The following is a 24,475-nucleotide window of genomic DNA, read 5'->3' as shown; positions in this document are numbered from 1 at the left end:
CCGATGCGCCCCGTGCACCAACTCCTGACACGGCGTGTCCTCGACCTGAGGTCGACATCGACGTCCCCGATGGTAGCCGTGGGGTCCGTGTGACTGGTGGGGCGGTGTCAGGTCGTCGTCGGGGTATCCGGGGCGCTGACGTCGATCGTCGTCGGCGACGTACGCAGCAGGACCTGGAGGACCGCCAGCTTCTTCGCCCCGTCGGCGAGACCACCCCAGCGCACCGTGACCCCGCCCAGGGTGAAGGTCACCAGGTCGGCGCTCGTCACGGTCACGCCGCCCACCTTCGCCCGCAGCGACGACGGGAGGATGGTCAGGACGCTGGCGGCCGCCTGCAGTCCCTCAGGGGCCGGCGTGGCGGCGCTCGAGGTGACGAGGGGGACCCCTCGCGGGACGGACGCGACCGTCGAGTAGGCCAGACCCGTGGCGTCGACGAGCTGGATCCGCGAGCTGGGCAACCGCACGGCCAGCACGGGCTGGCGGCGGGTGACGGCGACCACGATCGTGCCCGGCCAGCTCCGGCTGACCTTGACCTCGCCGACGGTCGGGATCTCGGTGACACGTGCGGCCACCGCGCCCGTGTCGACCCTTGCCAGTGGTGTCCCGGCGACGACCGCCGCGGCGGCTGTGGCAGCGGAGCGCTCGCGAGCGTCGGTCAACCCGGTGACCGTGACGGTGCGCACGGCGAAGAGCGAGCTGATGGCCAGCGCCCAGACGACCACGGCCGCCGCCACCACCAGGGCCAGGGCCGCCGCCGCCACCCGCCACGGGCGGCGGCGCACCCGTGAGGCACGGCGCTCGAAGCGTCGACGAGCCGAGTCGAGGCCGCGGGTGCGGGACACCCTGCGGGTGGCCGCTCGCCCCGGGCGGCCACGCGTTCCCAGCGTCATCGTTGCGTCTCCTCCTGATCGGGGTCCACGAGGCCCGCCAGGCCCTCGAGCACGAGCGGGCCGATGGCCGTCACGTCGCCGGCCCCGACGGTGAGCACGAGGTCGCCCGGCTCGACCAGGGCCACGACGAGGGGTGCGACCCGCTCCCACTGCGGCTCGTAGTGCACGGTGCACCCGGCCGTCGCGGCGTCGGCGACCAGCCGGCCGGAGACGCCGGGGACCGGGTCTTCGCGAGCGGCGTAGACGTCCATGACGACCACCACGTCGGCGGGAGCCAGCGCCGCCCCGAGCTCGCGGGCGAAGTCGCGGGTGCGCGAGTAGAGGTGCGGCTGGAAGACCACGACGAGCCGCCCCGGCTCACCCCGGGAGCCCGCCTCGTCGACCAGGCGGCGGCCGGTGCTGACGACAGCCGTGAGCTTGCCGGGGTTGTGGGCGTAGTCGTCGACCACCGTCACCCCGGCGGCCGCACCGCGCGGCTCGAAGCGGCGTCCGGTGCCGGCGAAGGCCGCGAGACCGGCGAGGGCGGCCTCGGCGGCCTCACCGACCCCGATCACCGCCGCACCGAAGGCGGCGGCGGCGTTGAGGACGTTGTGGTGGCCGGGCACCTGGAGCGAGAGGGGGTACGACGTGCCGTCCCACGACAGCGTGGCCCGCGAGGACAGGCCGTCGTGGTGCACGTCGGTGACCCGCAGGTCGGCGTCGGCCGACTCGCCGTAGCCGACCACACGCAGGCCCAGGGTGCGGGCGTGCTCGCCGAGGGCCCGGGCACCGGGGTCGTCGACGCAGACCACGACCAGCCCGTCGCTCGACACGGTCTCGACGAAGGCGGCATACGCCTCCCGCACGGTGGCGAGGTCGCCGTAGAAGTCGAGGTGGTCGGGCTGCACGCTGGTCACGACCGCGACGTGAGGTCGGTAGGCGAGGAACGAGCCGTCGCTCTCGTCAGCCTCGACGACGAAGACGTCCCCGGCGCCCAGGTGGGCATTGGTGCGCAGCGCCGTCAGCTCGCCACCGAGGGCGAACGACGGGTCTGACCCGTCGGCCCGCAGCGCCATGGTGAGCAGCGAGGTGGTCGTCGTCTTGCCGTTGGCGCCGGCCACCGCGACGCGACGGGAGCCGGCCATCGTGGCGGCGAGCGCCTGGGCCCGGTGCAGCACCCGGAGCCCGGCCGCGTGGGCGGCCGCCAGCTCGACGTTGGAGTCACGGATCGCCGACGAGACGACCACGGTGTCGACGCCCTCGACGACCGCGGCATCGTGCCCGACGTGCACCGACGCACCCTCCTGAACGAGGGCCGAGAGGAGCGGGGAGTCGCGCGCGTCGGACCCGCTGACGGCGACCCCGGCGGCGAGCATCAGCCGGGCCACCGCCGACATGCCTGCGCCGCCGATCGCGATCAGGTGCACGCGCCCGAGCTCACCGACCGCGGGCACGGCGGCCGTGAAGTCGAAGCGGGTGGGGGGCAGGGTCACGAGGCCCTCTCCGCGGCGGCGACGCCGCCGGCGAACGCCTCCTGGACGAGGTCGGCGAGGGCCTCGTCGGCTCCCCGCTCGCCCACCGTCGCGGCGGCGGTCGCCATCTGCGCGATCCTGGCGCGGTCGGTGGCCAGGCCGAGCAGGTCGGTCGACACCCACCGCGGTGTGAGGTCGGCGTCGTCGACCAGCAGGCCGCCCCCGACGGCGACGACGTGCTCGGCGTTGGCGCGCTGCTCACCGTTTCCGATCGGCAGCGGCACGTAGACCGCAGGCAGGCCGACGGCCGTGAGCTCGCAGACCGTGTTGGCCCCCGCGCGGCAGACGACGAGGTCGGCCGCGGCGTAGGCGAGCTCCATCCGGTCGACGTAGGGCACGACGACGTACGGCGCTCCTCCCTGGTCCGCACCCGGCACGTCGACCGTGAGCTCCTTGCCACGGCCGGTGACATGGAGCACCTGGACCCCTGCCCCGCTCAGGCTGCCCGCCTCGGCGGAGAACGCCTCGTTGAGCCGCTGGGCCCCGAGGGAGCCACCGGTGACGAGCAGGGTGGGCCACTGCGGATCGAGCCCGAGGGCGGCCATCGCCTCGAGGCGGAGGACCGAGCGGTCGAGGGTCGCGATCTCGCGCCGCAGCGGGATGCCCAGCACCCTCGCGTGGGCGAGCCGGGTGCGCGGGAAGGTGGTGGCGACGTAGCGGGTGAGCCGGGCACCGACGCGGTTGGCCAGCCCGGCGGTGGAGTTCTGCTCGTGCACGACGATCGGGATCCGGCGACGCCGGGCCGCGAGGTAGGCCGGGGTGCTGACGTAGCCCCCGAAGCCGACGACCACCTGCGCCCCGCTCTCGTCGATGGCGCGCCCGGCCGCCTCGACCGCCGCCCGCAGCGAGCCGGGCAGGCGGAGCAGGGCGGCCGTGGGGCGCCGAGGCATCGCGACCTTGGGCACGAAGCGCAGGGGGTAGCCGCGGGCGGGGACCAGCCGGGCCTCGAGGCCCGCCTCCGTGCCCAGGGCCGTCACCCGCACGTCGGGGTCTCGACGGACGAGGGCGTCGGCCAGCGCGAGCAGCGGCGAGACGTGGCCGGCACTGCCTCCGCCGGCCAGGAGCACCGAGGAGGGCCGCGAGGTCGTCATCAGCGGCGCCTGCGGCTCGGCAGGACGGAGAGGCCTGCGCGCACCAGGCTGGGACGGGCAGCGAGCATCGCGCGGGCGCCTGGCTCGGCCCGGGCGAAGGAGAGCAGCATGCCGAGGGCGGCCAGGGTCATGATCAGCGCCGACCCGCCGGACGACACCAGAGGCAGCGGCAGACCGATCACGGGGAGCAGCCCGATGACGACGCCGATGTTGATCGTGGCCTGCACCATGATCCACGCCATGACGCCGGCACTGGCGAGCCGCACGAAGTGGTCGCTCGAGCGCACCACGAGACGGTAGCAGGCCCAGGCGAGCAGACCGAAGAGCCCGAGCACGACGAGGGTGCCGGGCAGCCCGAGCTCCTCGCCGATGATGGCGAAGATGAAGTCGTTTTTGGCCTCCGGCAGCCAGCTCCACTTCTCCTTGCTCGCTCCGAGACCCACACCCCACCAGCCGCCGTCGGCGAGGGCGTAGAGGCCGTGCACCGACTGGTAGCAGGAGGCCGCCGCGTCGGAGGTGCAGCTCCCGCCCAGGAAGGCCTGGATGCGACCCATGCGGTTGCCGCTGGAGGTCACCAGCGCGAGCACCGCGAGCGACGCGACGGCAGCGGCCGCCACGAAGAAGCGACCGGGGACCCCTGCGGCATACAGCAGGGCGGCGACGATGGCGACCAGGACGAGGGTGGTGCCGAGGTCACCCCCCCGCAGGACCAGCCCGAGGGCCAGCACCACGCAGGGCACGAGGAAGGGCACGAGCACGTGGCGCAGGTCGGACAGCAGCCTGCGCTTGCGGGACAGGACGAGCGCACCGACGAGCACGAGGGCGATCTTGAGCACCTCGGAGGGCTGCATCTGCAGCGGCCCCAGCTTGATCCAGTTGCGGTTGCCGTTCACCGACACCCCGATGTGGGGGACGAAGACCAGCAGCTGCAGCAGGACCGCACCACCGAAGACCGGCCAGGCGGCGCGGCGGTACCAGGTCACCGGCACGCGCGAGGCAGCGGCCGCGATGACGAGCCCGGCCACGGCGTAGACGAGCTGCTGGCGGAAGTCGGTGTAGGCGGAGCCCCCGGCCTCCATCGAGGTGATGGTCGAGGCCGAGAGCACCATGACGAGACCGAAGACCACGAGCATGCCGGTGGTGCCGAGCAGCACGTAGTAGGTCGTCACCGGCGACTCCGCCCGCTGGCGCAGCGGGTCGCCCGACGCGGTGTCCCGCCTCGTGGCCCGGGCGGGCTCGGAGGTCCGCCGCGTGGTGGTGGTCACGAGCCACTCCCCGCTCCGGGCTCGCCGAGCGCATCGGGGCCGTCGGGGTCGTGCGGGTCGTTGCCGGAGCTGTGCAGGCGGTGGCGCTCCACGGCGGCAGCGAAGGCGTCGCCCCGGGCGCCGTAGTCACGGAACATGTCCATCGAGGCGGCGGCGGGCGCGAGCAGCACCACGTCGCCGGGGCTCGCCAGTCGGGCGGCACTCTCGACCACGAGGTCCATGACGTCGACACCCGGCATGTCCTCAGTCTCCGACGGATCGAGGTCGACCACGGGGACATTCGGTGCGTGTCGGGTCAGCGCCTCGGCGATCCGCGCGCGATCGGCGCCGATGAGCACCACGCCCCGCAGGCGTCCGGCCACCCGGGCGACGAGGTCGTCGACGTCGGCGCCCTTCAGCAGCCCGCCGGCGACCCACACCACGGACTCGAAGGCGCTCAGCGAGGCGCCGGCCGCGTGCGGGTTGGTCGCCTTGGAGTCGTCGACGTAGCGCACGCCCGCGACGCTGCCGAGCTCGGCGATGCGGTGCGGGTCGGGTCGGAAGGCCCGCAGGCCGTCGCGGACCGACAGTGGCCCGACGCCGTAGGCGCGCGCCAGCGCCGCTGCGGCCAGGGCGTTGGCGACGTAGTGGGGGGCCACGCTCGGGGCGTCGCCCTGCAGGTCGGCCAGGACGGCCAGCTCGGCGGCGGAGTTCTGGCGCTGCTCGACGAACGCCCGGTCGGCGAGCACCTCGTCGACCATGCCGAGCATCGACGGGGCGGGCACGCCGAGGGTGAAGCCGACGGCGCGGCACCCGTCGACGACCTCGGCCTCCATCACGAGCTGCTCGGTGAGCGGGTCGGCGACGTTGTAGATGCAGGCCAGGTGGGTGTGGTCGTAGATCTTGCCCTTGGCCCGCAGGTACTCCTCGAAGGAGCCGTGCCAGTCGAGGTGGTCGGGCGCGACGTTCAGGCAGGCCGACGCCACGGCCGAGACCGACCGCTGCCAGTGCAGCTGGAAGCTGCTGAGCTCGACGGCGAGCACATCGTAGGGCTCGGGGTGGAGCACCGCCTCGAGGATGGGGGTGCCGACGTTGCCGGCGCTCGTGGCCCGCAGGCCGGCCGCGCGCAGGATGGTGGCGAGCATGTTGACCGTCGTCGTCTTGCCGTTGGTGCCGGTGACCGTCAACCAGGGCGCGGCGCCCTCCTTGGCCCGCATCCGCCACGCCAGCTCGACCTCTCCCCACACGGGGATGCCGCGGGCCGCCGCCTCGAGCAGCAGGGGCTGGTCGGGTCGCCAGCCGGGCGAGGTGATGACGAGGTCGACGTCCTGGGCCGGCATCCCGGTCGTGTGCTCCTCGCCCTGGCGCACGGTCACGTCGAGGATGTCGAGGATGTGCGCCCGCTCGTCGTTGGTCCGCCGCGCGCCGGGGGGCAGCGCGTCGACCAGGGTGAGCGTCGCGCCCCGCTCGGCCAGTGCGTCGGCGGCAGCGAAGCCGCTGACCCCGAGCCCGGTCACGAGCACGCGCAACCCGGCCCAGTCGGCGTCGCGGTGGGTCAGGCCCGGCCGGGGCTCGTAGGACGGGTCGCCGACCGGGGCTCCATACGGGTCGTCACTCATCAGCTGCCCACCACCCACTCTGCGTAGAAGAGGCCGAGACCGGCGGCGGCGCACAGCCCGGCGATGATCCAGAACCTGATGACGACGGTGATCTCGTTCCACCCCAGCAGCTCGAAGTGGTGGTGCAGAGGCGCCATCCGCAGCACCCGCTTCCGGGTGAGCTTGAACGAGGTGACCTGCGCGATGACCGACAGGGCCTCGAGCACGAAGAGACCGGCGAGCACGATGACCATCAGCTCGGTGCGGGTGGTGATGGCCAGCCCGGCGATGGCGCCGCCCAGGGCCAGGGACCCCGTGTCGCCCATGAAGATCTTGGCCGGCGAGGCGTTCCACCACAGGAAGCCGAAGCAGGCGCCCATGCCTGCCGCCGCCACCACGGCGAGGTCCTGGCTGTCGCGCACCTCGTAGCACTTGATGCCCGGGGTGGACTGACAGTTCTGGTTGAAGGTCCAGATGCTGATGAGGACGTAGGCGCCGAAGACCATCGTCGAGGCACCGGTGGCGAGACCGTCGAGACCGTCGGTGAGGTTCACGCCGTTGGATGTCGCCGAGATCATGATGTTGGCCCAGATGACGAACAGCACCACCCCGCCGACCGTGCCCGCGAAGGCGAGGTTGAGGTGGGTGTCGCGCACCGTCGAGATGAACGGCGCGGCCGGAGTGCGTCCCTGCGCGTTGGGGAACTGCAGGGCAAGGAACGCGAACACCACTCCCACGAGGCCCTGCCCGAGCAGCTTCTGCTTCGAGCGCAGCCCGAGACTGCGCTGCCGGCTGATCTTGATGAAGTCGTCGAGGAATCCGATGAGCCCCAGCCCCGCGGTCAGGAACAGCACCAGCAGCCCGCTCGCACTCGGCGGCGTCAGGGTGAGCAGGTGGGAGAGGGCGTAGGCGAGGATCAGCGCGGCCAGGATGACGGCCCCACCCATCGTCGGGGTGCCGCGCTTGGTGTGGTGCGAGGTGGGCCCGTCGTCGCGGATGAACTGGCCGTAGGAGCGCCTCACCAGGAAGCGGATGAAGAGGGGCGTGCCCAGCAGGGCGATGACGAGGGCGAGCGACCCGGCGAGGAGGACGACCTTCATCCGGGCACCTCCAGCCCGACGAGGCGGTCGCCGAGCCAGCGCAGGCCGGCGTCCCGGCTCGACTTCAGCAGCACGACGTCGCCGGCGCGCAGCGACTGCAGCACCTCGTAGGCCGCGTCGACGTCGGCGACGACCTGCGTCGTCGCGGGGTCACTGCCCTCGGCGATGGCTGCGGCGCCCTCGCCGACGACCACGACCAGGTCGACGCCCAGCTCGGTGCAGAGGCGCCCGACCTGCGTGTGCGCCGATGGCGACTCCTCCCCCAGCTCGAGCATCGCACCGAGCACGGCGACCGTGCGGCGCGGTGGCGTGGTGGTGTCGGCGATCGACCGCAGCGCGCGCAGCGCCGCGGCGACGGAGTCGGGGTTCGCGTTGTAGGCGTCGTTGACCACCGTCACCCCGTCGGGGCGCTCGTGGACCTCCATGCGCCAGCGGCTGGTGCCGGTCGCCCCGGCGAGGGCGCGGACGGCATCCTGCGGGGTGAGCCCGCACTCGACCGCGGCCGCGACGACAGCGAGGGCGTTGCCGACCTGGTGGGCACCCGACACCGCGAGCGTCGTCGGGAGGCGGTGGCCCCAGCCGTGGAGGGTGAAGGTGGCGCGCCCGAGCGCGTCGAGGGTGACGTCGGTGGCGACGACGTCGGCCGGCCGGCTGACCCCGACGGTCACGACGCGGGCCGTCGTGCGTGAGGCCATGGCCGCGACCCGCGGGTCGTCGGCGTTGAGCACGGCGACGCCGTCGGGGGCGAGCGCCTCGACGAGCTCGCCCTTGGCCTGCGCGATCGCGTCTCGCGAGCCGAACTCCCCGAGGTGAGCGGTGCCGACGTTGAGCACGATCGCGACGTGCGGCGGTGCGATGCGGGTGAGGTGGGCGATGTGGCCGATCCCCCGAGCCCCCATCTCGGCCACGAGGAAGCGGGTGCGCGAGGTGACCCGGCAGACGGTGAGCGGCACGCCGACCTCACCGTTGAGCGAGCCCACCGGGGCGACGGTCTCGCCGGCGGTCGCGAGCACCTGGGCGAGCAGGTCCTTGGTGCTGGTCTTGCCGGAGGAGCCGGTGATGGCGACCGTGCGCATACCGGCCGAGGTGGCCCGGTCGTGGACCCCGCGGGCCAGGAGACCGAACGCCACCTCCGGGTCGTCCACGACGACGGCAGGCAGCTCGTCGACCGGGCGGCCGGTGAGGGCGGCCACGGCACCCAGGGCGCGGGCGGCGCCGACGTAGACGTGCCCGTCGGCGTGCTCGCCGACCCGGGCGACGTAGAGCGCCCCGGGTCCGCTCTCACGCGAGTCGGTGACCACCGCCCCGTCGACGACGAGCTGCGCGGTCGCCCCCGTGTCGGGGTGCAGCGAGCCGCCGGTGAGCGCCAGGACCTCGCGCAGGGTGAAGGAGATCATGCAGGGTCTTCCGGTCGGTAGGGCGTGCCGTCCAAGGCTGCCCGCAGGGCGTCCCGGTCGTCAAAGGGGTGGATGGTGCCCCCGATGTCCTGGCCGCTCTCGTGGCCCTTGCCGAGGACGAGGACGGTGTTGCCAGAGGGCGATTCGCCCTCGCGGGCCCGCGCCACCGCCGCCGCGATCGCGAGCGCCCGGCGCTCGAGGTTCGCGACCGTCGGGGCACGGCCGACGTGCGACGAGAGGACGGCCCGGGCGCCCTCCTCCACCTGACCCCGGATGGTGGCGGGGACCTCGGTGCGGGGGTTGTCGTCGGTGATGAACACGTCGTCGGCCCACTGGGCCGCCGCTGCCCCCATGGCGGGACGCTTGCCCCGGTCGCGGTCTCCGCCGGCGCCGAGGACGACGACGAGGCGCCCGGCGGTGGTCGGGCGCAGCGCCCGCAGGGCGGCCCCGACGGCGTCGGGGGTGTGGGCGTAGTCGACGACCGCGAGGGGGTCGCTGTCGCTCGGGGTCGTGGCCCGCACGCGCTCCATCCGCCCGGGGACCGCGGGCTCCTGCGCCATGGCCTCCTGCACGGCGGCCGGGTCGTGACCGAGGGTGATGAGGGTGACGGCGGCCATCGCGGTGTTGGTGACGTTGAAGTCGCCGGGCAGGTGGCAGGACAGGGCGAGCACGACGTCGGGACCGTGCAGGCTGAAGTCGGGCCCGTCGAGGCCGTGCACGTGCCAGTCGGCGGCGTCGCCGGGGTGGGTGGCGAGGGTGGTCACGGGCACCGCGGCGGTCCCGGCCAGACGTCGGCCCCACTCGTCGTCGACGCAGACGACCCCGCGGCGGCTGTGCGCGGGCGTGAAGAGACCGGCCTTGGCCGCGAAGTAGTGCTCCATGTCGTGGTGGTAGTCGAGGTGGTCCTGCGAGAGGTTGGTGAAGAGGGCCACGTCGAAGACGGCACCGTCGACGCGGTGCTGGGCCAAGGCGTGGCTCGAGACCTCCATGACGGCCACCGAGGTGCCGGCCTCGCGCATCAGGGCGAAGATCGCGTGCAGGTCAGGGGCTTCGGGGGTGGTCCGCGCCGACGGGAGCCGGTCGGTGCCGATGCGCGTCTCGACCGTGCCGATGAGACCGATCGACCCGCCCAGGTGGCGCAGCCCCGACTCGACGAGGTAGGCCGTCGTCGTCTTGCCGTTGGTGCCCGTGATGCCCACCAGCGCGAGGGCCTCGGTCGGTCGGCCGTAGACCTGCGCGGCCAGGTCGCCGAGCACCGCTCGCGGCTGCTCGACGAGCAGGACCGGCAGGTCGACGTCCGCCTCGCGCAGCAGCAACGCTCCGGCGAGGTCGGTGAGGACCGCGACGGCGCCCCGGTCCCTGGCCGACGCGGCGAAGACCGCACCGTGGGTGGCGAGGCCCGGCAGGGCGGCATACAGGTCGCCGGGGCGGACTGTGCGCGAGTCCAGGGTCACGCCGGTGACCACGACGGAGCCCGCCATGGACGTGGGCGGCGTGGGTGGCGTGGGGGACGCGCCCACGAGGGCCGACAGCACGTCGAGGGAGACCCCGGGGGTGCGGCGGGGGCGCGGAGACGACACGACGGCGAGGCTACTAGTTCCGCTTCGTGCCATTGAGGACCGCGGGGTCCTGGGGGTCCCAGGCCGTGTCGGACTTGAGCGGCAGGACCGGCGCGAGCTGGCCGGAGGGCGGGATCTGGTGCCGCTGCAGCAGGTAGGTCATGACCTTCTGGAAGATCGGCGCCCCCAGCTGCCCACCGAAGTGGCCCTGCAGCGGCTTCTGGAGGGTGACGCTGATGACGTACTTGGGGTCGTCTGCGGGGGCGAAGCCGATGAAGCTTGCGGTGTAGCCGCTGTAGCCGCCGACCGTGGGGTCGTAGCGGTTGGCCGTGCCGGTCTTGCCGGCCACGCGGTAGCCCTCGATCTTGGCCTTGGGCGCCGTGCCGTTCGGACCGACGACCTCCTCGAGCATCTGCGACACCTGCGTCGCCGTCTGCTGCGAGACGACCCGGGTGCCCTGCCGCTGGGGGGTGGGCGTGACGGTGCCGTCGGCGGCGGTCGTGCTCTCGATGAGGGTCGGGGGGATGCGCACGCCGCCGTTGGCGATGGTCTGGTAGACCCCTGTCGCCTGGATGGCGTTGAGTGAGTAGCCCTGACCGAAGAGCGTGGTGTATCGCTGGGTGCCGCTCCAGTCGGCGGCCTTGGCGAAGATGCCCGGCGACTCGCCGGGGTAGCCGACGCCGGACAGGGTACCGATGCCGAACTTGCGGAACGACGCCTCCATGGCAGCCGGGGCGACACCCTCCGTCGCGAGCATGGTGCCGATGTTGCTCGACTTGGCCAGCGCACCCGCGACGGTGAGGTTGAGGGTCGCGTGGTCCTCGTCGTCCCGGAAGGCCTCACCGGAGCGAGGGAGGCGGTTCGGGACGACGAGCTTGGTCTCCGGGGTGATCTTTCCCTGGTCGATCGCGGTGGCGATCGACATGACCTTGCCGGTCGAGCCCGGCTCGTAGACGTCCTCGAAGGCGTGGTTCTGCAGCTGGAACGTCGTGGCCTTGCCCGCGTGGTCGGGGTCGAAGGTGGGGTAGGACGCCACCGCCCGCAGCTTGCCCGTCTTGACCTCCTCCACGACGACGTAGCCCGACAGGGCCTTGCTGCTCGTCACCGTGTTGGCGATCGCGTTCTGGGCGAACCACTGGAGGTCGGCGTCGATGGTGAGGTTGACGTCGTGCCCCGGCGTCGCGGGCACGTTCTGCTCCAACGCGTACGGGATCATCTCGCCCCTGGAGCCGCGCTGGTAGATCTGCCGGCCGGCGGTGCCCTGCAGGACGGAGTTCTCCATCACCTCGACCCCCCCGCCGGCCCTGCCGTCCCCGAGCACGAAGCCGACGAGCGGTGCGGCCGACTGCCCCCCGGGGTAGACCCGCCTCGTGGTGAGCTCGCTGTAGACCCCGGGGATGCCGAGGGCCGAGATCGAGCGCCAGGTCAGCGGGGTCACCTCCTTGGCGATGGGGCGGTACTTCGCCGTACCGGTCAGCTGGGGCACGAGGGCGGCTGCGGTCACGCCCAGCAGGGGGGCCAGACGCTCGGCGGCGCCGACGACCCCGACGGTGACGGACTGCTTCTTCCCCGCGACCACGAGGGTGCGGGCGTAGGTCGGCAGCGCCGTCTGGTCGACCGTGACGGTGCGCCGCTCGACGCTGGAGGCCAGGACGACCCCGTTGGTGTCGCGCACCTCGCCGCGACCGGCCGGCAGCAGCACGTCGGCCAGACGCCGCTGCTGGGCCGCGTTCTGCACGCTCGAGGCGTCGAAGGCCTGCACCCGCAGCAGCTGGCCGCCGAAGACCGTGAGCACGAAGAGCCCGGAGACGAGCATGGTCCGGGCCCGACGGCGGGGGTTGGCCACCCGGGGGCGACGGGCAGTCACCTCGTCACCGCCCGACCGGGGCGGCCGCCCCGGCAGGGGTCGGGGAGGTCACGATGGTGAGCCGCGCAGCCGGGCTGGCCGGCTCGGCGCTGCCGATGATCTTGCCGTCCGAGAGGCGGAGGAAGGCCATGCTCTGTGCCGGCACGAGCCCGAGCTGCTGGGCGGCCGCCGCCAGCGAGCGGGGGGAACGCTGCTCGTCGATCGACGCGGTGAGCTGCTGCTGGGTGTCGGTGAGCGTGCCCGACGACTTCGTCAGGTCGGACAGGTCGAAGGCCCCCTGGGCGAGGCTCGTGTTGAGCAGGAGCAGGGTCACCAGACCGGCGACCATGAGCGCCACGCAGATCCCGGCGAAGGCGGCGTTCCCCGTGCGCTGGATGGCCCCCGGCACGACCCGCAGCGGGGCGGGGCGTCGCCCGGGTCGGGCCGCCGTGCGCGGTGCGGCGCGAGCGGTGGTGCGGAGTGCGGTCTGCTGGCTCATCGGGTTCCCCTGCGGGTCGGGCGGGTGGGGCGGGTCGCCGGCAGGCCAGGTCGGCCGTCGGGACGGGTCGTGCGGCGCGTGGCAGGGTGCCCACCCGCGCGGGTGCGGAGGGCGGCCCGCAGGCGCACCGAGGCGGAGCGGGGGTTGGCGGCGACCTCGGCCTCGCTCGCCTCCTCTGCGCCGCGGGTCAGCAGCTGCAGGTAGGGCGCGTGCTCGGGCAGCTCGACGGGCAGGCCGGCCGGCGTGCTGGAGGTGGCGCCCTCGGCGAGGACCTGCTTGGTCACGCGGTCCTCGAGGGAGTGGTAGCTGAGCACGGCGAGCCGGCCGCCGACGGCGAGGGCGTCGACCACCGCGGGGAGAGCACGCTCCCAGACGGCGAGCTCGCCGTTGACCTCGATGCGCAGGGCCTGGAACGTGCGCTTGGCCGGGTGTCCTCCGCTGCGCTGCGAGGCCATCGGGACGGCGCCGCGCAGGAGCTCGACCAGGCGCGCGCTCGAGGTGAAGGGCTCGGTCTCGCGCTCGCGCACGATCGCGCTGACGATGCGCTTGGCGAAGCGCTCCTCGCCGTAGTCGCGCAGGATGCGCAGCAGCTCGCCGGGCGGGTAGGTGTTGACGACCTCGGCGGCCGTGACGCCCTGCTGCTGGTCCATCCGCATGTCGAGCGGCGCGTCGACCCTGTAGGCGAAGCCGCGGTCGTCCTCGTCGAGCTGCAGCGAGCTGACGCCCAGGTCGAAGAGGCTGGCGTCGACGGCGTCGACGTGCAGGGAGGCGAGCACGTCGGTCAGCTCGTCGAAGACGGCGTGGACGAGGTCGACCCGGTCGGCGTGGGCGGCGAGCCGCTCGCCTGCCAGCGCCAGCGCCTCGTGGTCGCGGTCGACGCCGATGACCCGGGCCTGCGGGTGGGCCTCGAGCACCGCGAGCGCGTGCCCGCCCATGCCGAGCGTGCCGTCGAGGTAGACCGCACCGGGGCGCTGCAGCGCCGGACCCAGCAGCTCGACGACCCGGTCGCGCAGGACCGGCACGTGCCGGTCGGCGGGGTTGCCTCGCGTGGTCATCGGTCCTTCTCGGTGAGGGGGTGCGTATGCGTCGTGCCGGTCGGGTGTCCGGCCTCCCGGTCCCCATCCGCTCGGCCCGGCCCGGATCGGGGGAAGTCGTCCCGGGACGGTCTGAGCGGCTGGAGGCCGCGGGGTCGGTGGGTGGGGTGCGGGGGTGGGAGGGATGGGACGGCGACGCTCAGAAGAGTCCGGGGACGACCTCCTCGGACTGCTCCGCGAAGGCGGCCTCGGTGCGGCCGAGGTAGGTCTCCCAGGCCTGCGAGTCCCAGACCTCGACCCGGTTGCCGGCGCCGATGACCGTGCACTGGCGCGAGAGACCCGCATACGTGCGGAGGGTGGTGGGGATCGTGACCCGTCCCTGCTTGTCGGGCACCTCGTCAGACGCCCCGGAGAGGAAGACGCGGACGTAGTCGCGGACGGCCTTGCTGGAGGTCGGTCCCTGCTGCATCGCCGTGGCGACCCGGTCGAACTCGGCGAGGTCGTAGACGTAGAGGCAGCGCTCCTGGCCCTTGGTGACGACCAGGCCCTCGGCCAGTCGGTCGCGGAACTTCGCGGGCAGGAACAGGCGTCCCTTGTCGTCGAGCAGGGGCGTGTGGGTGCCGAGGAACACCGGTCACCTCCCCTCGTCTCGACCCGAGTGACGGCGATCCACGTTCCTCCGTCGGGCTCCACGCTACTCCACTTTCCTCCACACACAACGTCTCACGCGCAGAATGTCCCTTTCAATAGGCAGCGGACGCCGTCTTCTCGCAGGTCAGCGCCGGTGGAGTGGAGTGGTGGACCCTCGCGACGGACCGGAGCGTCCGGCGAGCCAGACCCTCCGCTCGAGGCCCCTCCGCGGGCCGGAACCGGCCGCAGACGCCCCCGACCGGTCAGAAGTGGGAACCGATGTCGGTTGTCGCTGGTTGGGTGGAGGGAAGTGGGGGAAGATCTCCGCATGCCCTCTCGGGCACCCACCGCACATCCAGCACCGGCCGCAAGGGGACGAGCGTGACGAACGTGACTGACCAGACCGTGTCGGGGACGGCGGGGACGGCGGGGACGTCCCAGCTGAGCACCCCCGAGGCGCTGGCCGAGGTGCAGCACGTCGCGCGTCTGATCAGCGAGTCGATGACCCACGTCATCGAGGGCAAGGACGCGATGGTGCGCATGGCTGTGACGGTGCTGCTCGCCGAGGGGCACCTGCTGCTCGAGGACGTGCCGGGTGTCGGCAAGACCATGCTGGCCAAGTCCCTGGCGCGCTCGATCGACTGCTCGGTCCGCCGTATCCAGTTCACGCCCGACCTGCTGCCGAGCGACATCACGGGGGTGAGCATCTTCAACCAGGACGTGCGTGACTTCGAGTTCCGCCCCGGGGCGATCTTCGCCAACGTCGTCGTCGGCGACGAGATCAACCGCGCCTCCCCCAAGACGCAGTCGGCGCTGCTGGAGTCGATGGAGGAGGGGCAGGTCACGGTCGACGGCCACACCTACGAGCTCTCCGCGCCCTTCATGGTGATGGCGACGCAGAACCCCATCGAGATGGAGGGCACCTACCCGCTGCCCGAGGCGCAGCGAGACCGGTTCATGGCCCGCATCTCGATGGGCTACCCCTCTCCGGCCGCCGAGGTCAAGATGCTCGACAACCACGCTGGCACCTCCCCCCTGCTCGACCTGTCGCCCTGCACGGACGCGGCGACGGTGGCCCGGTTGATCACCGTGGTGCGCGACGTGTGGGCGAGCGCGGCGATCCGGCAGTACGTCGTCGACATCAGCGTCGCGACCCGCGCGAGCAGCGGCCTGCGTCTCGGGGCCTCCCCCCGCGCCTCCCTGCACGTGCTGCGCGCGGCCCGGGCCGTCGCGGCCCTCGAGGGGCGCGACCACGTCCTGCCCGACGACGTCCAGGAGGTCATCCTGCCCGTGCTGTCGCACCGTCTCCTGCTCTCGGGCGAGGCCCAGCTGGCGCGACGGACCACCAACGACATCCTGCGCGAGATCGTGCGCCGGGTGCCGGTCTCGGCGCGCTGAACCACCGGGGGGTGAGCAGGTTGCGCGATGTCCTCACCACCCGCGGACAGGCCTTCGCGGCTGCCGGGGTGACGCTGTTGCTGTGCGGGTGGGGGCTGGGCTTCCCCGACATCAGCCGCGTAGGGGTCCTGCTCCTCGTGCTCCCCCTCGCGGCGGCGTTCACGGCGAGACGTCGACCGACCGACCTGCGCATCGAGCGACGCCTGCTGCCCAGCCGGGTGGCGGTCGACGAGCTGGCGACGGTCACGGTCGTCGTCGAGAACACCTCGGTGCACCGCTCCCCCCTCATGCTCGTCGAGGAGCGGCTCGACTACGTGCTGGGTGACCGACCACGGTTCCTGCTCGGGCGCATGTCCACCGGCGAGCGGCGCCAGATCGACTACGCCATCCGGTCCCACCTGCGTGGTCGGCACACGCTCGGACCGCTCACCGTGCAGGTGCGCGACGCCTTTGGCCTGACCAACCGCTTCGCCGAGGTCGGAGGAACCGACGAGGTCGTCGTGCTGCCCCGCATCCACCCCCTGACCGGCGGCACCCCTGCGGGCAGCGGTCTCGGCACGGAGGGTGAGACGCCGCACATGGTCTCCCTCCACGGAGAGGACGACCAGTCGATCCGCGAGTACCGCGACGGTGACGACCTGCGCCGCATCCACTGGCCGGCCACCGCCCGCACCGGTGACCTGATGGTCCGTCAGGAGGACCGCCCCGCCCGCCGCCGGGCCGTCATCCTGCTCGACCCCCGGGCCTCCGGCCACCAGGGCACAGGCGTCGGGTCGTCCTTCGAGTGGGCGGTCAGCGCCGTCGCCTCCCTGCTCACCCACCTCGCCGACGCAGGGTATGCCGTGCACCTCGTCAGCGCCGAGAGCATCCGCTCGGGAGTGGTGGCCTCGGTGGCCGAGCTCGACACGGCCCTCGAGATGCTGGCCGAGGCCTCGACCAGCGACGACCGGGCCCTCGACGAGCTCGTGCGCGCCGCCGGGACGGTCGCGGCCACGGGTGGCCTCGTCGTCGCAGTGCTGGCTGACCACGACGACGAGGCCTTCCGACGCGTCGCCTCCCTGCGCCAGTCGGGTGGCACCGGTCTCGCGGTCGTCCTCGACAGCGCGAGCTTCGGCGACGGGCCGGGTGCTGGTGGGGCCGGCCACGACGGTGAGGCCCGGGCGCTGGCCGAGCTGCTGCACCTCAGCGGCTGGTCGGCCGTCACGGTGCGCGCCGGCGGCTCGATGGCCTCAGCCTGGGCCGCCCTGACGACCCGCGGGCTGGTGCGCCGATGAGGTCCCGCGCCCTGGATGCCGCCCTCGCCCTGGTGGCGACGCTGTCAGCGGCGCTCGGCCTCACGACCCTGACGGTCTCCGGGTCGTGGCTGGCGCCGAGCCTGTGGTGCGGCCTGGCCGTGAGCGGGGCGGGGGTGCTCCTGCGCCGGTGGACGACCCACGACGTGCTGGTCCTGCTCGGACAGCTGGCCGTCGGCGCCGAGGCCGTGCTCCTGCTCACCGTGCCGGACAGCCTGCGGGGTGGGCTGCCCGGGTCCTGGACGGTCGAGCCCGTCGTGACGCTCACGACGGACGTCACCCAGGTGATGCAGCGGTATGCCGCACCCATCCCGACCACTACGGGCGTCATCGCCATGCTCGTCGCGGTCACCACGGTCCTCGCCCTCGTCGTCGACTACGTCGGCGTGACCCGGCAGGCGCCGGCGGTCGCCGGGCTCCCCCTCCTGGCCGTCTTCCTCACGGCCGTCGCCAACAGCGGGTCGTCGCTCGCACCGGGATACTTCCTCGTGGCCGCGCTGGCCTGGCTGCTCCTGGTCACCCGCACCACGAGCACCGCGGTGCGTCGCTGGTCGACCACGGTTGCCTCGCCGCGCACCCCGACGAACCTCGAGGACGCCGAGGTCGGCGCCCTGTCCGGACTCGGGTCGAGCGCCCGGCGGCTGGCGGTGGCGGGCCTCGCTGCCGCGGTGGTGCTGCCCGCGGTGCTCCCCCACCTGCCGACCCGGTTCGTGCTGGACGGTCTGGGGCGCAGCGACCAGGCCGTCGGTCGCGGCGGCCGGGTGGGATTCTCCTCGACGCTCGACCTGACCCGCAGCCTGCAGAGCGGATCGCTCAACCCTGTCGTCACCTACCGCACGACGGCCCCCGGCACCCCGCCTCCCCTGCGCGTCGTCGTCGCCCCGACCTATGTCGACGGCCAGTGGCGCAGCGGGCCGACCGACTTCCCCTCGCGTCGGCTCACCGCCGGGTCCCGCATCTCTCCCGACGTCTCCGTGCAGGAACGCACCGTCTCGGTGACCAGCAACTCGCTCGACGCCCCCCACGTCGCGGCCCCGCAGCCGGTGTCGACGGCCGACCTCGGCGACACCGCGTGGTCGGCCGACACCGACACGGGTGACCTGTTCGTGCGGTCCCGGCCCGCGGCCTACACCGTCAGCTACGAGGAGGTCGACGTCGCCGCCGCGCAGCTGCGGGCGGGGATCGCCGGAGGGGACTCCGGCGACACCGACCCACTGGTGAGCGGGTCGCTCGCGCTCGACCCCGGCTCGGCCTCGCAGGTGCGTGCGCTCACCGCGAAGGTCGCCGGCGCGGCGAACACTCCGTGGGACGCGGCCGTGGCCATCCAGACCTACCTTCGTGGGCCCGACTTCACCTACTCCCTGACGCTGCCGCCTCCCCCGAAGGACGCGCGGGGGGTTGTGGTCGACGACCCCGTCGTCAGCTTCCTCACGACCAGACAGGGCTACTGCGTCCAGTTCGCGACGGCGATGATCATGATGGCCCGCGCCCGCGAGATCCCAGCCCGGATGGCGATCGGCTTCCTGCCGGGGTCGGCCACGGACGGCGTCTACACCGTGCGGTCCGCGGATGCCCACGCGTGGCCGGAGCTCTACTTCGCCGGGGCCGGGTGGCTCCGGTTCGAGCCGACTCCGGCGCAGCGCACCGGCTCGGTCCCTGCCTACACCGTCCTGCCCGACGCCACCCCGGGCCCGAGCGGGGGTCGCGAACCCGGTGCGAGCGCCACGTCGACCGGGGCACCCACCTCGGGCACGGGCCGCAAGCCGCTCCCCGAGGCCGACTCCGGAGCAGTGGCCTCGCCGGCGCTCGGTGACCGCGTGCTCGGGGTGCTGACCTCACCCGTGAGCCTCGTCGTGCTGGCCCTCCTGCTCGGGCTCCTCGGGTCGCTGGTCCTGCCCCTGACCGCGCGGCTCGTCCACCGACGGCGCCGCGCTCACGCGGCCGACGCCACCGCCCTCGCGGAGGCCCAGTGGGCCGAGCTGGTCTCGCGGCTCGGTGACCTGGGTCTGCACCCACCCAGCGGCGGCACCCTGCGGGAGTGGCGGGCCCACTACGTGAAGCACGGCTACCTCGACGACGACGTCGACGCGTCGATCAGCCGGGTCGTCGCCACGGTGGAACGCACCCGCTACGCCCGGCCCGGGGTCGACGCGGTCGACCTCCACCCCGACGTCGAGGTCATCACCCAGGCGGTCTCGCAGAGCCGCCCGCTGCCGCAGCGCCTGCGCGCGTTCTTCGTCCCTGCCGCCGGTGTCGGCTGGTGGAGCGCGCACGCGGGCACGACGACCCAGCTACCGGCCCGCTGGTGGGCCGTGGTGGCGCAGCGCCTGCCCCGTCGCCGCTGAGCGCGGCTCGAAGGCAGGGCTCGCAGGACCTCCCCCGTGACCCCCTCGGAGGCGTAGCCTCAGGTCACGGAGCCGCCCGGCTCCCCATGAGGGAGCAGACCAATGGCCGACAAGTCACCGAAGAACACGATGTCGAAGAAGGCTGGCAAGTCCATCAAGGAGAAGCGGGCCGAGAAGCACGCCAAGGCCGACAAGATGGCGCACCCCAGTATCGTGCCACCCGCCCCCAAGCGAGGCTGAGCCAAGGTCGAGCGAGGCCGGCAGAGCGCGGGAGCCCTGACCACGACGAGGTGGTCGGGGCCTCCGCGGCGTCGCACTCCGCCAGGATCAGGGCGCAGGCGTAGGTTTGGCACCAGTCCCGATCACAGGAGATCCACGATGACCCAGGTCGCACCGCAGCGCACGTCACCCGAGTCGGTGGGGATGAGCGCCGGCCGCCTCGAGCGGATCGCGCCCGCCCTGCAGAAGTACGTCGACGAGCGCGGCTATGCCGGCTTCATGACGTTGGTGTCGCGCCGCGGGCAGCTCGTCCACTCCGAGTGCCTCGGGTGGCAGGACCGCGAGGCCGGCGTGCCCACGGCAGAGGACACGATCTACCGCCTGTACTCGATGACCAAGCCGATCATCTGCACCGCGCTGATGACCCTCTTCGAGGAGGGGAGGTTCCAGCTCGTCGACCCGGTCGCCAAGTGGATCCCCGCCTTCGCGGCGACGAAGATCGCCGGGCCGGGCGGGACGCTCGAGGACCAGTCGCTGCTGCGCCCGATGCAGGTCCGCGACGTGATGAGCCACACCAGCGGGCTCACCTACGACTTCCTCGAGGACTTCCCGGTCGCGGAGCAGTACCGCGAGAAGCGGATCGGCAACGACCCGACGCGCACCCTCGAGCAGTTCGTCGACGAGGTGGCCACTCTCCCGCTCGCGTTCGCGCCTGGGACGCAGTGGCACTACAGCGTCGGCATCGACGTCGCGGCCCGCCTGATCGAGGTGATCTCGGGCCAGAAGCTCGGGGAGTTCCTCTCGGAGCGCCTGTTCGGGCCGCTCGGGATGACCGACACCGGCTTCGGCGTGCCGCCGTCGGAGCGTGGCCGTCTGGCCGCGATGTACGGCCTGCCGGACATCGTGGGAAAGGACATGACGTTCACCAAGCTCGCGATGGCCTTCGCCACGGGCGACGTCGGCCGCCGGGAGGTGGACGCGACGTACCCGAGCGACACCCCGGACGTCTTCCAGCGCGGTGGCCACGGCCTGTTCGGCACCGGCTCGGACTACCTGCGGTTCGCGACCATGCTGCTCACGGGCAAGGCCGAGGACGGCACCCGCATCCTCGGCCGCAAGACGCTCGAGCTGATGCACACCAACCACCTCGCGCCGGCGCTGCTCCCGTACACCCTCGGCGGCGTGGCAGCGCCCGGCTACGGGTTCGGTCTGGGCTCCCGCGTCGCGATGGACATCGGCCAGAGCGCGCTCGCTGGCTCGGCCGGCGAGTTCGGCTGGGCCGGTGCGGCCAAGACCTACTTCTGGGTCGACCCGGTCGAGGAGGTCGTCGGCGTGCTCATGACGCAGCACATGGTCGGCTTCGACTTGCCCGAGGCCGACTTCCGCTCGGTCGTCTACCAGGCCATCGACGACTGACGTCTGGGCCGATGGGCCCGGTGCCGCGGCGGAGACGCCGTGGTAGTCGCGTTGTGGGGAGGCCTGTGCGCTGTGCTGACGTGCTGAACAAGCATGCAGGCTCGGAGCGCTGTGCCATGAATCATCCTGACCTGAGATACCGCGATGACCAAGGTTGTGTCGATCAGGGGCTGCTCCTAGATGAATGATCCGGGTCCCCTTCGCAGATCAGGGTGTAGGTCCGTCGCCCGGGTGGGTCGGCGCATCGGTCCCGCGGTCTCCCGGTGACGGGGGTTCCCCCACAGCGTCTGGAAGACCCGGGCAACGCCTCGAACCCGGCCGGGCGGTCCTTGGGTGCCGGGTCGTGGAACCCGACCGGTGGTACCGCTGCGGGTGCGAGGGTGCAGCCCGCGACACCGTGGTCCGTCGGCTGGCGCACGAACCTTCTAGGAAGACCCTGCACACCAGCAACGACCTGCTCACCGACCCCCAGCCGGAGCGGCTGATCGCGTTGGTCGCGAACCGAAAGCACATAGAGGTCGAAGCGACCCGGGGCACCTACCAGCGGATGGTCGCCGGGTACCGCACACCCGACCGCAAGCCCGGGCGTGAGCTGATGGCTGCGCTCATCGCCTCCTCGACTCGAGCACCTGCGTGGCTACGCCCTCGGGTTCCGAAACCTCACCAACCACATCGCCCGCTCCCCCTCGAGAGCGGCGGCTTCAGACCCCCACGACACGCTGCCTGGTGAAGAGCCGCATAACCCGGTGCGCGCGTGAGACGCGAGCACCCTCCGGCCATCGGTGGTCGGCACAGGCCGGATGCTGGCGGCGGCTCAGCAGACGGGCCTCTGAGCCTGGCGTTGGGGTCGTCTTGTTTTGGGGGTTGACACCCCCGTGGGTCAGTGCTTCGTTGGTCAAGGCCAGCCTTACCTAGGCGGCCCCCTTGAGGAGGTTCGATGACCACCAACATCGCGTATGGCATGTCGTTCCCGACCCGCTCCACGTCGCGCACCCGCACCCTCAGCGCCTCCGCTGCCCTCAGCCTCGTCGTGGCGGGCAGCCTCATGGCTGCCCGCCCGGCCCACGCCGCCCCACCAACCGATGCAGACGGCGCGCGCGTGACCGTCGTCGCCCGCAACCTCGACAATCCTCGCGGCCTGGCCTTCGGCTCCCACGACGACCTCTACATTGCCGAATCAGGTCACGGCGGAAGTCTGTGCCTGGGCAACGGACCGGAGGGGCCCCAGTGCGCGGGGCTGACGAGCGGGGTGAGCAAGCTGGCAGACGGGCGGCTCACCAAGGTCCTCGACGGCCTGATCTCGGTGGCATCGCCGGACGGGACCGCCGCTGGAGGCCTCTCGGCGGTGTCCACCCAGGGCAACCGCCTCTACGGGCAGATGGCGGCCAACGGCGCCGGCGTCCCACCGAACGCACCCCCGGGACCCGTCGTCCGCGCCGCCAAGGCCGAGCTGGGTCGGACGATCACCATCGATCGGCACGGCTCGTGGAGCGCGCTGGCGCCCACCGGCAACCGGGACTACGCCTGGACCAACCGCCACCAGGACCTGCAGCCCGACCAGTTCCCCGACGCGAACCCCAACGCCCTGATGACCATCGGCCGTACGCACTACGTGGCCGACGCCGGCGCCAACCTCATCGCGAAGGTCGACGACCAGGGACGGGTCTCGACGTTGACATACCTCCCGGTTCCCGCCGGGGCGGTCACGGACGCCGTCCCGACGTGCATCGCGAAGGCTCCTGACGGGTCCTTCTACGTCGGGGAGCTCCTCGGCGGGGACTACGCGCCAGGACACGCACGGGTGTGGCGCATCGCCAACGGCGTGGCGTCCGTCAAGTGGAGCGGCTTCACCGGGATCCAGGGCTGCGGCTTTGACGACTCGGGCAACTTCTACGCCACCGAGTTCCAGGCCAACGGCATGTTCGGTCCAGACCCCTCCGGTGCGCTCATCAAGGTTGCGCCGAATGGCACCCGCACTACCCTCGGGGCTGGCCAGCTGTCGTTCCCCTCGGGGTTCGCCTACGACGACGGCGCGGTCTACGTCTCCAACTGGAGCATCATGCCCGCGTCCAACGGCGGTGGTCCGACGGGCGAGGTCGTGAGAATCTCCGTCGACGACTGACGAGCCCACCTCGGGTACCGCACCGGCCGGCAGGCCAGCACGGCCTGCCGGCCGGTGCCTGCTCGACGGCACCCGACCAGATTGACCGGCTGACGGGGGCGCGTCCATCGCACACCCGATGGACCGATTGCCTCCCCGGCGCCGTCGACGGCCTCGTGGACGTTGACGGCGAGCTTCATCAGGCTGCGTTCGAGGCATCGCGAACGCCGAGGGCTGGCTCGCTGCCCGAGCCGCCGTCCGCCGTCGCCCTCGCCCTCGCAGTGCTGCTTCGTGAGCATGAGCCGCCGTGCCGCCGACGCCATCGTGACGAACCTCGTGATCGAACGCCTGCGACGGCCCCACGCAGCCGAGCTGTCCCGCCCCCACACCAACGGGGACGCGCTAGATCGACAGATCGCCGAGCATCGACAACGCCGCGAGGAAGTTGTCGAACTCCTGGCCGAGGGCCTCCTCAGTGCCGCCACCGCTCGGCCTCGGCTGGCCGGCATCGCGGAGGCACTCGGCGAGCTGGAGTCGCGCCGCTCCCCCACCCTCATCTCGGCCGAGGACCTCGTCGAAAGGGCGAGCGGGCAGAGGGGGTCAGGCGACGACCGGCTCGACGTCGCGGGTGCAGTACAGGCACACGCTGGCGTCGACGGGGATGAAGCTTTTGCAGTGGTCGCACTCGCGGTTGCCTTGTGCGCCCACGGCCTCGACGCCGGTGAGGTGCTTGATGAGCTTCACGAGCAGGAGGATGACCAGGGCCAGCAGCAAGAAGGCGATGGGTCTGTCAGGAAAGTTCCGTACTCGATCTGAGCATTTCCCCGGATCGTGGCGTGCAGGCTGTCGAAGTCGGGTGCGCCGACGAGGTCCGCCACTCGCGGCAGGATGAGGTTCTTGACCATCGGAGCGACAACGCCAGCAAAGGCGGCGCCGATGGCAATCCCGATTGCCAAGTCGAGGAGAGAGCCGCCGAACGCGAAGGCCCTGAAGTCTCTCAGCAACGTCTTCCTGCGCGACACGATACCCACGAGGACCCACGTCGGGATGCGATGTCGCAGGTCGCTGTTCCGTGAGCCGGGTAGGGGGTCCTTTCGGGTCCTGCCAAGGGCCTGCCGCCGTCGATCAATCCGGGCTGCGCTTGGACGAGCGGCCCCGCCCTGAGCAGAAGCGCCTGATATGCGAGAGCGGGCCGGCATGGGCGGTGGCGGGAGGCGTCCCCCAATTCGCCTTCACCCGCCCGCACACTCCATGAGACCCTTGCCGGCGGATGAGACGCGGTAGAGACATCGTACGCCGCGCGAT

The 24,475-nt window shown here is 72.5% G+C and carries 19 protein-coding genes and 1 pseudogene; 8 read left to right on the top strand and 12 right to left on the bottom strand.

Going from position 1 to position 24,475, the window contains the following annotated elements; genetic code table 11:
• Positions 1–107: 107 nt before the first annotated feature.
• From V3N99_18060 to mraZ, 12 genes are all read right to left on the bottom strand, one after another.
• On the bottom strand, positions 108–890 hold the full coding sequence (locus V3N99_18060; GenBank protein ID MEO3938639.1) for an FtsQ-type POTRA domain-containing protein: 783 nt from the start codon (positions 888–890) through the stop codon (positions 108–110).
• Positions 887–2,362, bottom strand: coding sequence for a UDP-N-acetylmuramate--L-alanine ligase (gene murC, locus V3N99_18055; GenBank protein MEO3938638.1), 1,476 nt, complete (start codon positions 2,360–2,362; stop codon positions 887–889). Before murC ends, V3N99_18060 begins: the two co-directional genes overlap by 4 nt.
• A complete protein-coding gene (gene murG / locus V3N99_18050; protein MEO3938637.1) occupies positions 2,359–3,492 on the bottom strand; it encodes an undecaprenyldiphospho-muramoylpentapeptide beta-N-acetylglucosaminyltransferase in 1,134 nt (377 codons plus the stop codon). The genes murC and murG overlap by 4 nt, the downstream gene beginning before the upstream one ends.
• On the bottom strand, positions 3,492–4,757 hold the full coding sequence (ftsW, locus tag V3N99_18045) for a putative lipid II flippase FtsW (GenBank protein ID MEO3938636.1): 1,266 nt from the start codon (positions 4,755–4,757) through the stop codon (positions 3,492–3,494). The genes murG and ftsW overlap by 1 nt, the downstream gene beginning before the upstream one ends.
• On the bottom strand, positions 4,754–6,355 hold the full coding sequence (murD, locus tag V3N99_18040; GenBank protein ID MEO3938635.1) for a UDP-N-acetylmuramoyl-L-alanine--D-glutamate ligase: 1,602 nt from the start codon (positions 6,353–6,355) through the stop codon (positions 4,754–4,756). The genes ftsW and murD overlap by 4 nt, the downstream gene beginning before the upstream one ends.
• Positions 6,355–7,434 carry a phospho-N-acetylmuramoyl-pentapeptide-transferase gene (mraY, locus tag V3N99_18035; GenBank protein ID MEO3938634.1) on the bottom strand — a complete coding sequence of 360 codons (1,080 nt, stop codon included), beginning with the start codon at positions 7,432–7,434 and terminating at the stop codon, positions 6,355–6,357. The genes murD and mraY overlap by 1 nt, the downstream gene beginning before the upstream one ends.
• A complete protein-coding gene (gene murF / locus V3N99_18030) occupies positions 7,431–8,831 on the bottom strand; it encodes a UDP-N-acetylmuramoyl-tripeptide--D-alanyl-D-alanine ligase (protein ID MEO3938633.1) in 1,401 nt (466 codons plus the stop codon). Before murF ends, mraY begins: the two co-directional genes overlap by 4 nt.
• A complete protein-coding gene (locus V3N99_18025) occupies positions 8,828–10,411 on the bottom strand; it encodes a UDP-N-acetylmuramoyl-L-alanyl-D-glutamate--2,6-diaminopimelate ligase (GenBank protein ID MEO3938632.1) in 1,584 nt (527 codons plus the stop codon). The genes murF and V3N99_18025 overlap by 4 nt, the downstream gene beginning before the upstream one ends.
• Positions 10,412–10,424: 13 nt before the next feature.
• Positions 10,425–12,257, bottom strand: coding sequence for a penicillin-binding protein 2 (locus tag V3N99_18020; protein MEO3938631.1), 1,833 nt, complete (start codon positions 12,255–12,257; stop codon positions 10,425–10,427).
• A gap of 4 nt (positions 12,258–12,261) precedes the next feature.
• Complete coding sequence (locus tag V3N99_18015; GenBank protein MEO3938630.1) at positions 12,262–12,735, bottom strand: hypothetical protein; 474 nt, start codon at positions 12,733–12,735, stop codon at positions 12,262–12,264.
• Positions 12,732–13,790, bottom strand: coding sequence for a 16S rRNA (cytosine(1402)-N(4))-methyltransferase RsmH (gene rsmH, locus V3N99_18010; GenBank protein ID MEO3938629.1), 1,059 nt, complete (start codon positions 13,788–13,790; stop codon positions 12,732–12,734). Before rsmH ends, V3N99_18015 begins: the two co-directional genes overlap by 4 nt.
• Positions 13,791–13,968: 178 nt before the next feature.
• Positions 13,969–14,400, bottom strand: coding sequence for a division/cell wall cluster transcriptional repressor MraZ (gene mraZ, locus V3N99_18005; GenBank protein MEO3938628.1), 432 nt, complete (start codon positions 14,398–14,400; stop codon positions 13,969–13,971).
• A gap of 440 nt (positions 14,401–14,840) precedes the next feature.
• On the opposite strand from mraZ, the gene V3N99_18000 reads away from it, so the two are divergent.
• The 8 genes and pseudogenes from V3N99_18000 (at position 14,841) to V3N99_17965 (ending at position 23,986) form a co-directional block, all read left to right on the top strand.
• A complete protein-coding gene (locus tag V3N99_18000; protein MEO3938627.1) occupies positions 14,841–15,797 on the top strand; it encodes an AAA family ATPase in 957 nt (318 codons plus the stop codon).
• Between the two features lie 11 nt (positions 15,798–15,808).
• Positions 15,809–17,071 (top strand): DUF58 domain-containing protein, encoded by a 1,263-nt coding sequence (locus V3N99_17995; protein ID MEO3938626.1) that lies wholly within the window; start codon positions 15,809–15,811, stop codon positions 17,069–17,071.
• Positions 17,068–19,434 (top strand): DUF3488 and transglutaminase-like domain-containing protein, encoded by a 2,367-nt coding sequence (locus V3N99_17990; GenBank protein ID MEO3938625.1) that lies wholly within the window; start codon positions 17,068–17,070, stop codon positions 19,432–19,434. The genes V3N99_17995 and V3N99_17990 overlap by 4 nt, the downstream gene beginning before the upstream one ends.
• A gap of 102 nt (positions 19,435–19,536) precedes the next feature.
• On the top strand, positions 19,537–19,674 hold the full coding sequence (locus V3N99_17985) for a hypothetical protein (GenBank protein MEO3938624.1): 138 nt from the start codon (positions 19,537–19,539) through the stop codon (positions 19,672–19,674).
• A 138-nt stretch (positions 19,675–19,812) separates the two neighbouring features.
• Positions 19,813–21,069: a serine hydrolase domain-containing protein gene (locus tag V3N99_17980; GenBank protein MEO3938623.1), complete on the top strand. Its 1,257-nt coding sequence runs from the start codon at positions 19,813–19,815 to the stop codon at positions 21,067–21,069.
• Positions 21,070–21,493: 424 nt separating this feature from the next.
• Positions 21,494–21,799 (top strand): annotated as a pseudogene (locus V3N99_17975) (ISL3 family transposase).
• 207 nt (positions 21,800–22,006) lie between these two features.
• A complete protein-coding gene (locus V3N99_17970) occupies positions 22,007–23,191 on the top strand; it encodes a ScyD/ScyE family protein (protein MEO3938622.1) in 1,185 nt (394 codons plus the stop codon).
• A gap of 270 nt (positions 23,192–23,461) precedes the next feature.
• Entirely contained in the window at positions 23,462–23,986 is a 525-nt protein-coding gene (locus tag V3N99_17965) for a hypothetical protein (GenBank protein ID MEO3938621.1), read from the top strand.
• Positions 23,987–24,475: the final 489 nt, after the last annotated feature.

Source organism: Dermatophilaceae bacterium Soc4.6 (assembly GCA_039889245.1).
In the GTDB taxonomy this organism is placed as follows: domain Bacteria; phylum Actinomycetota; class Actinomycetes; order Actinomycetales; family Dermatophilaceae; genus Lapillicoccus.
Note: the sequence above shows the minus strand (reverse complement) of the source record. Positions and strands in the feature narration are given on the sequence as shown.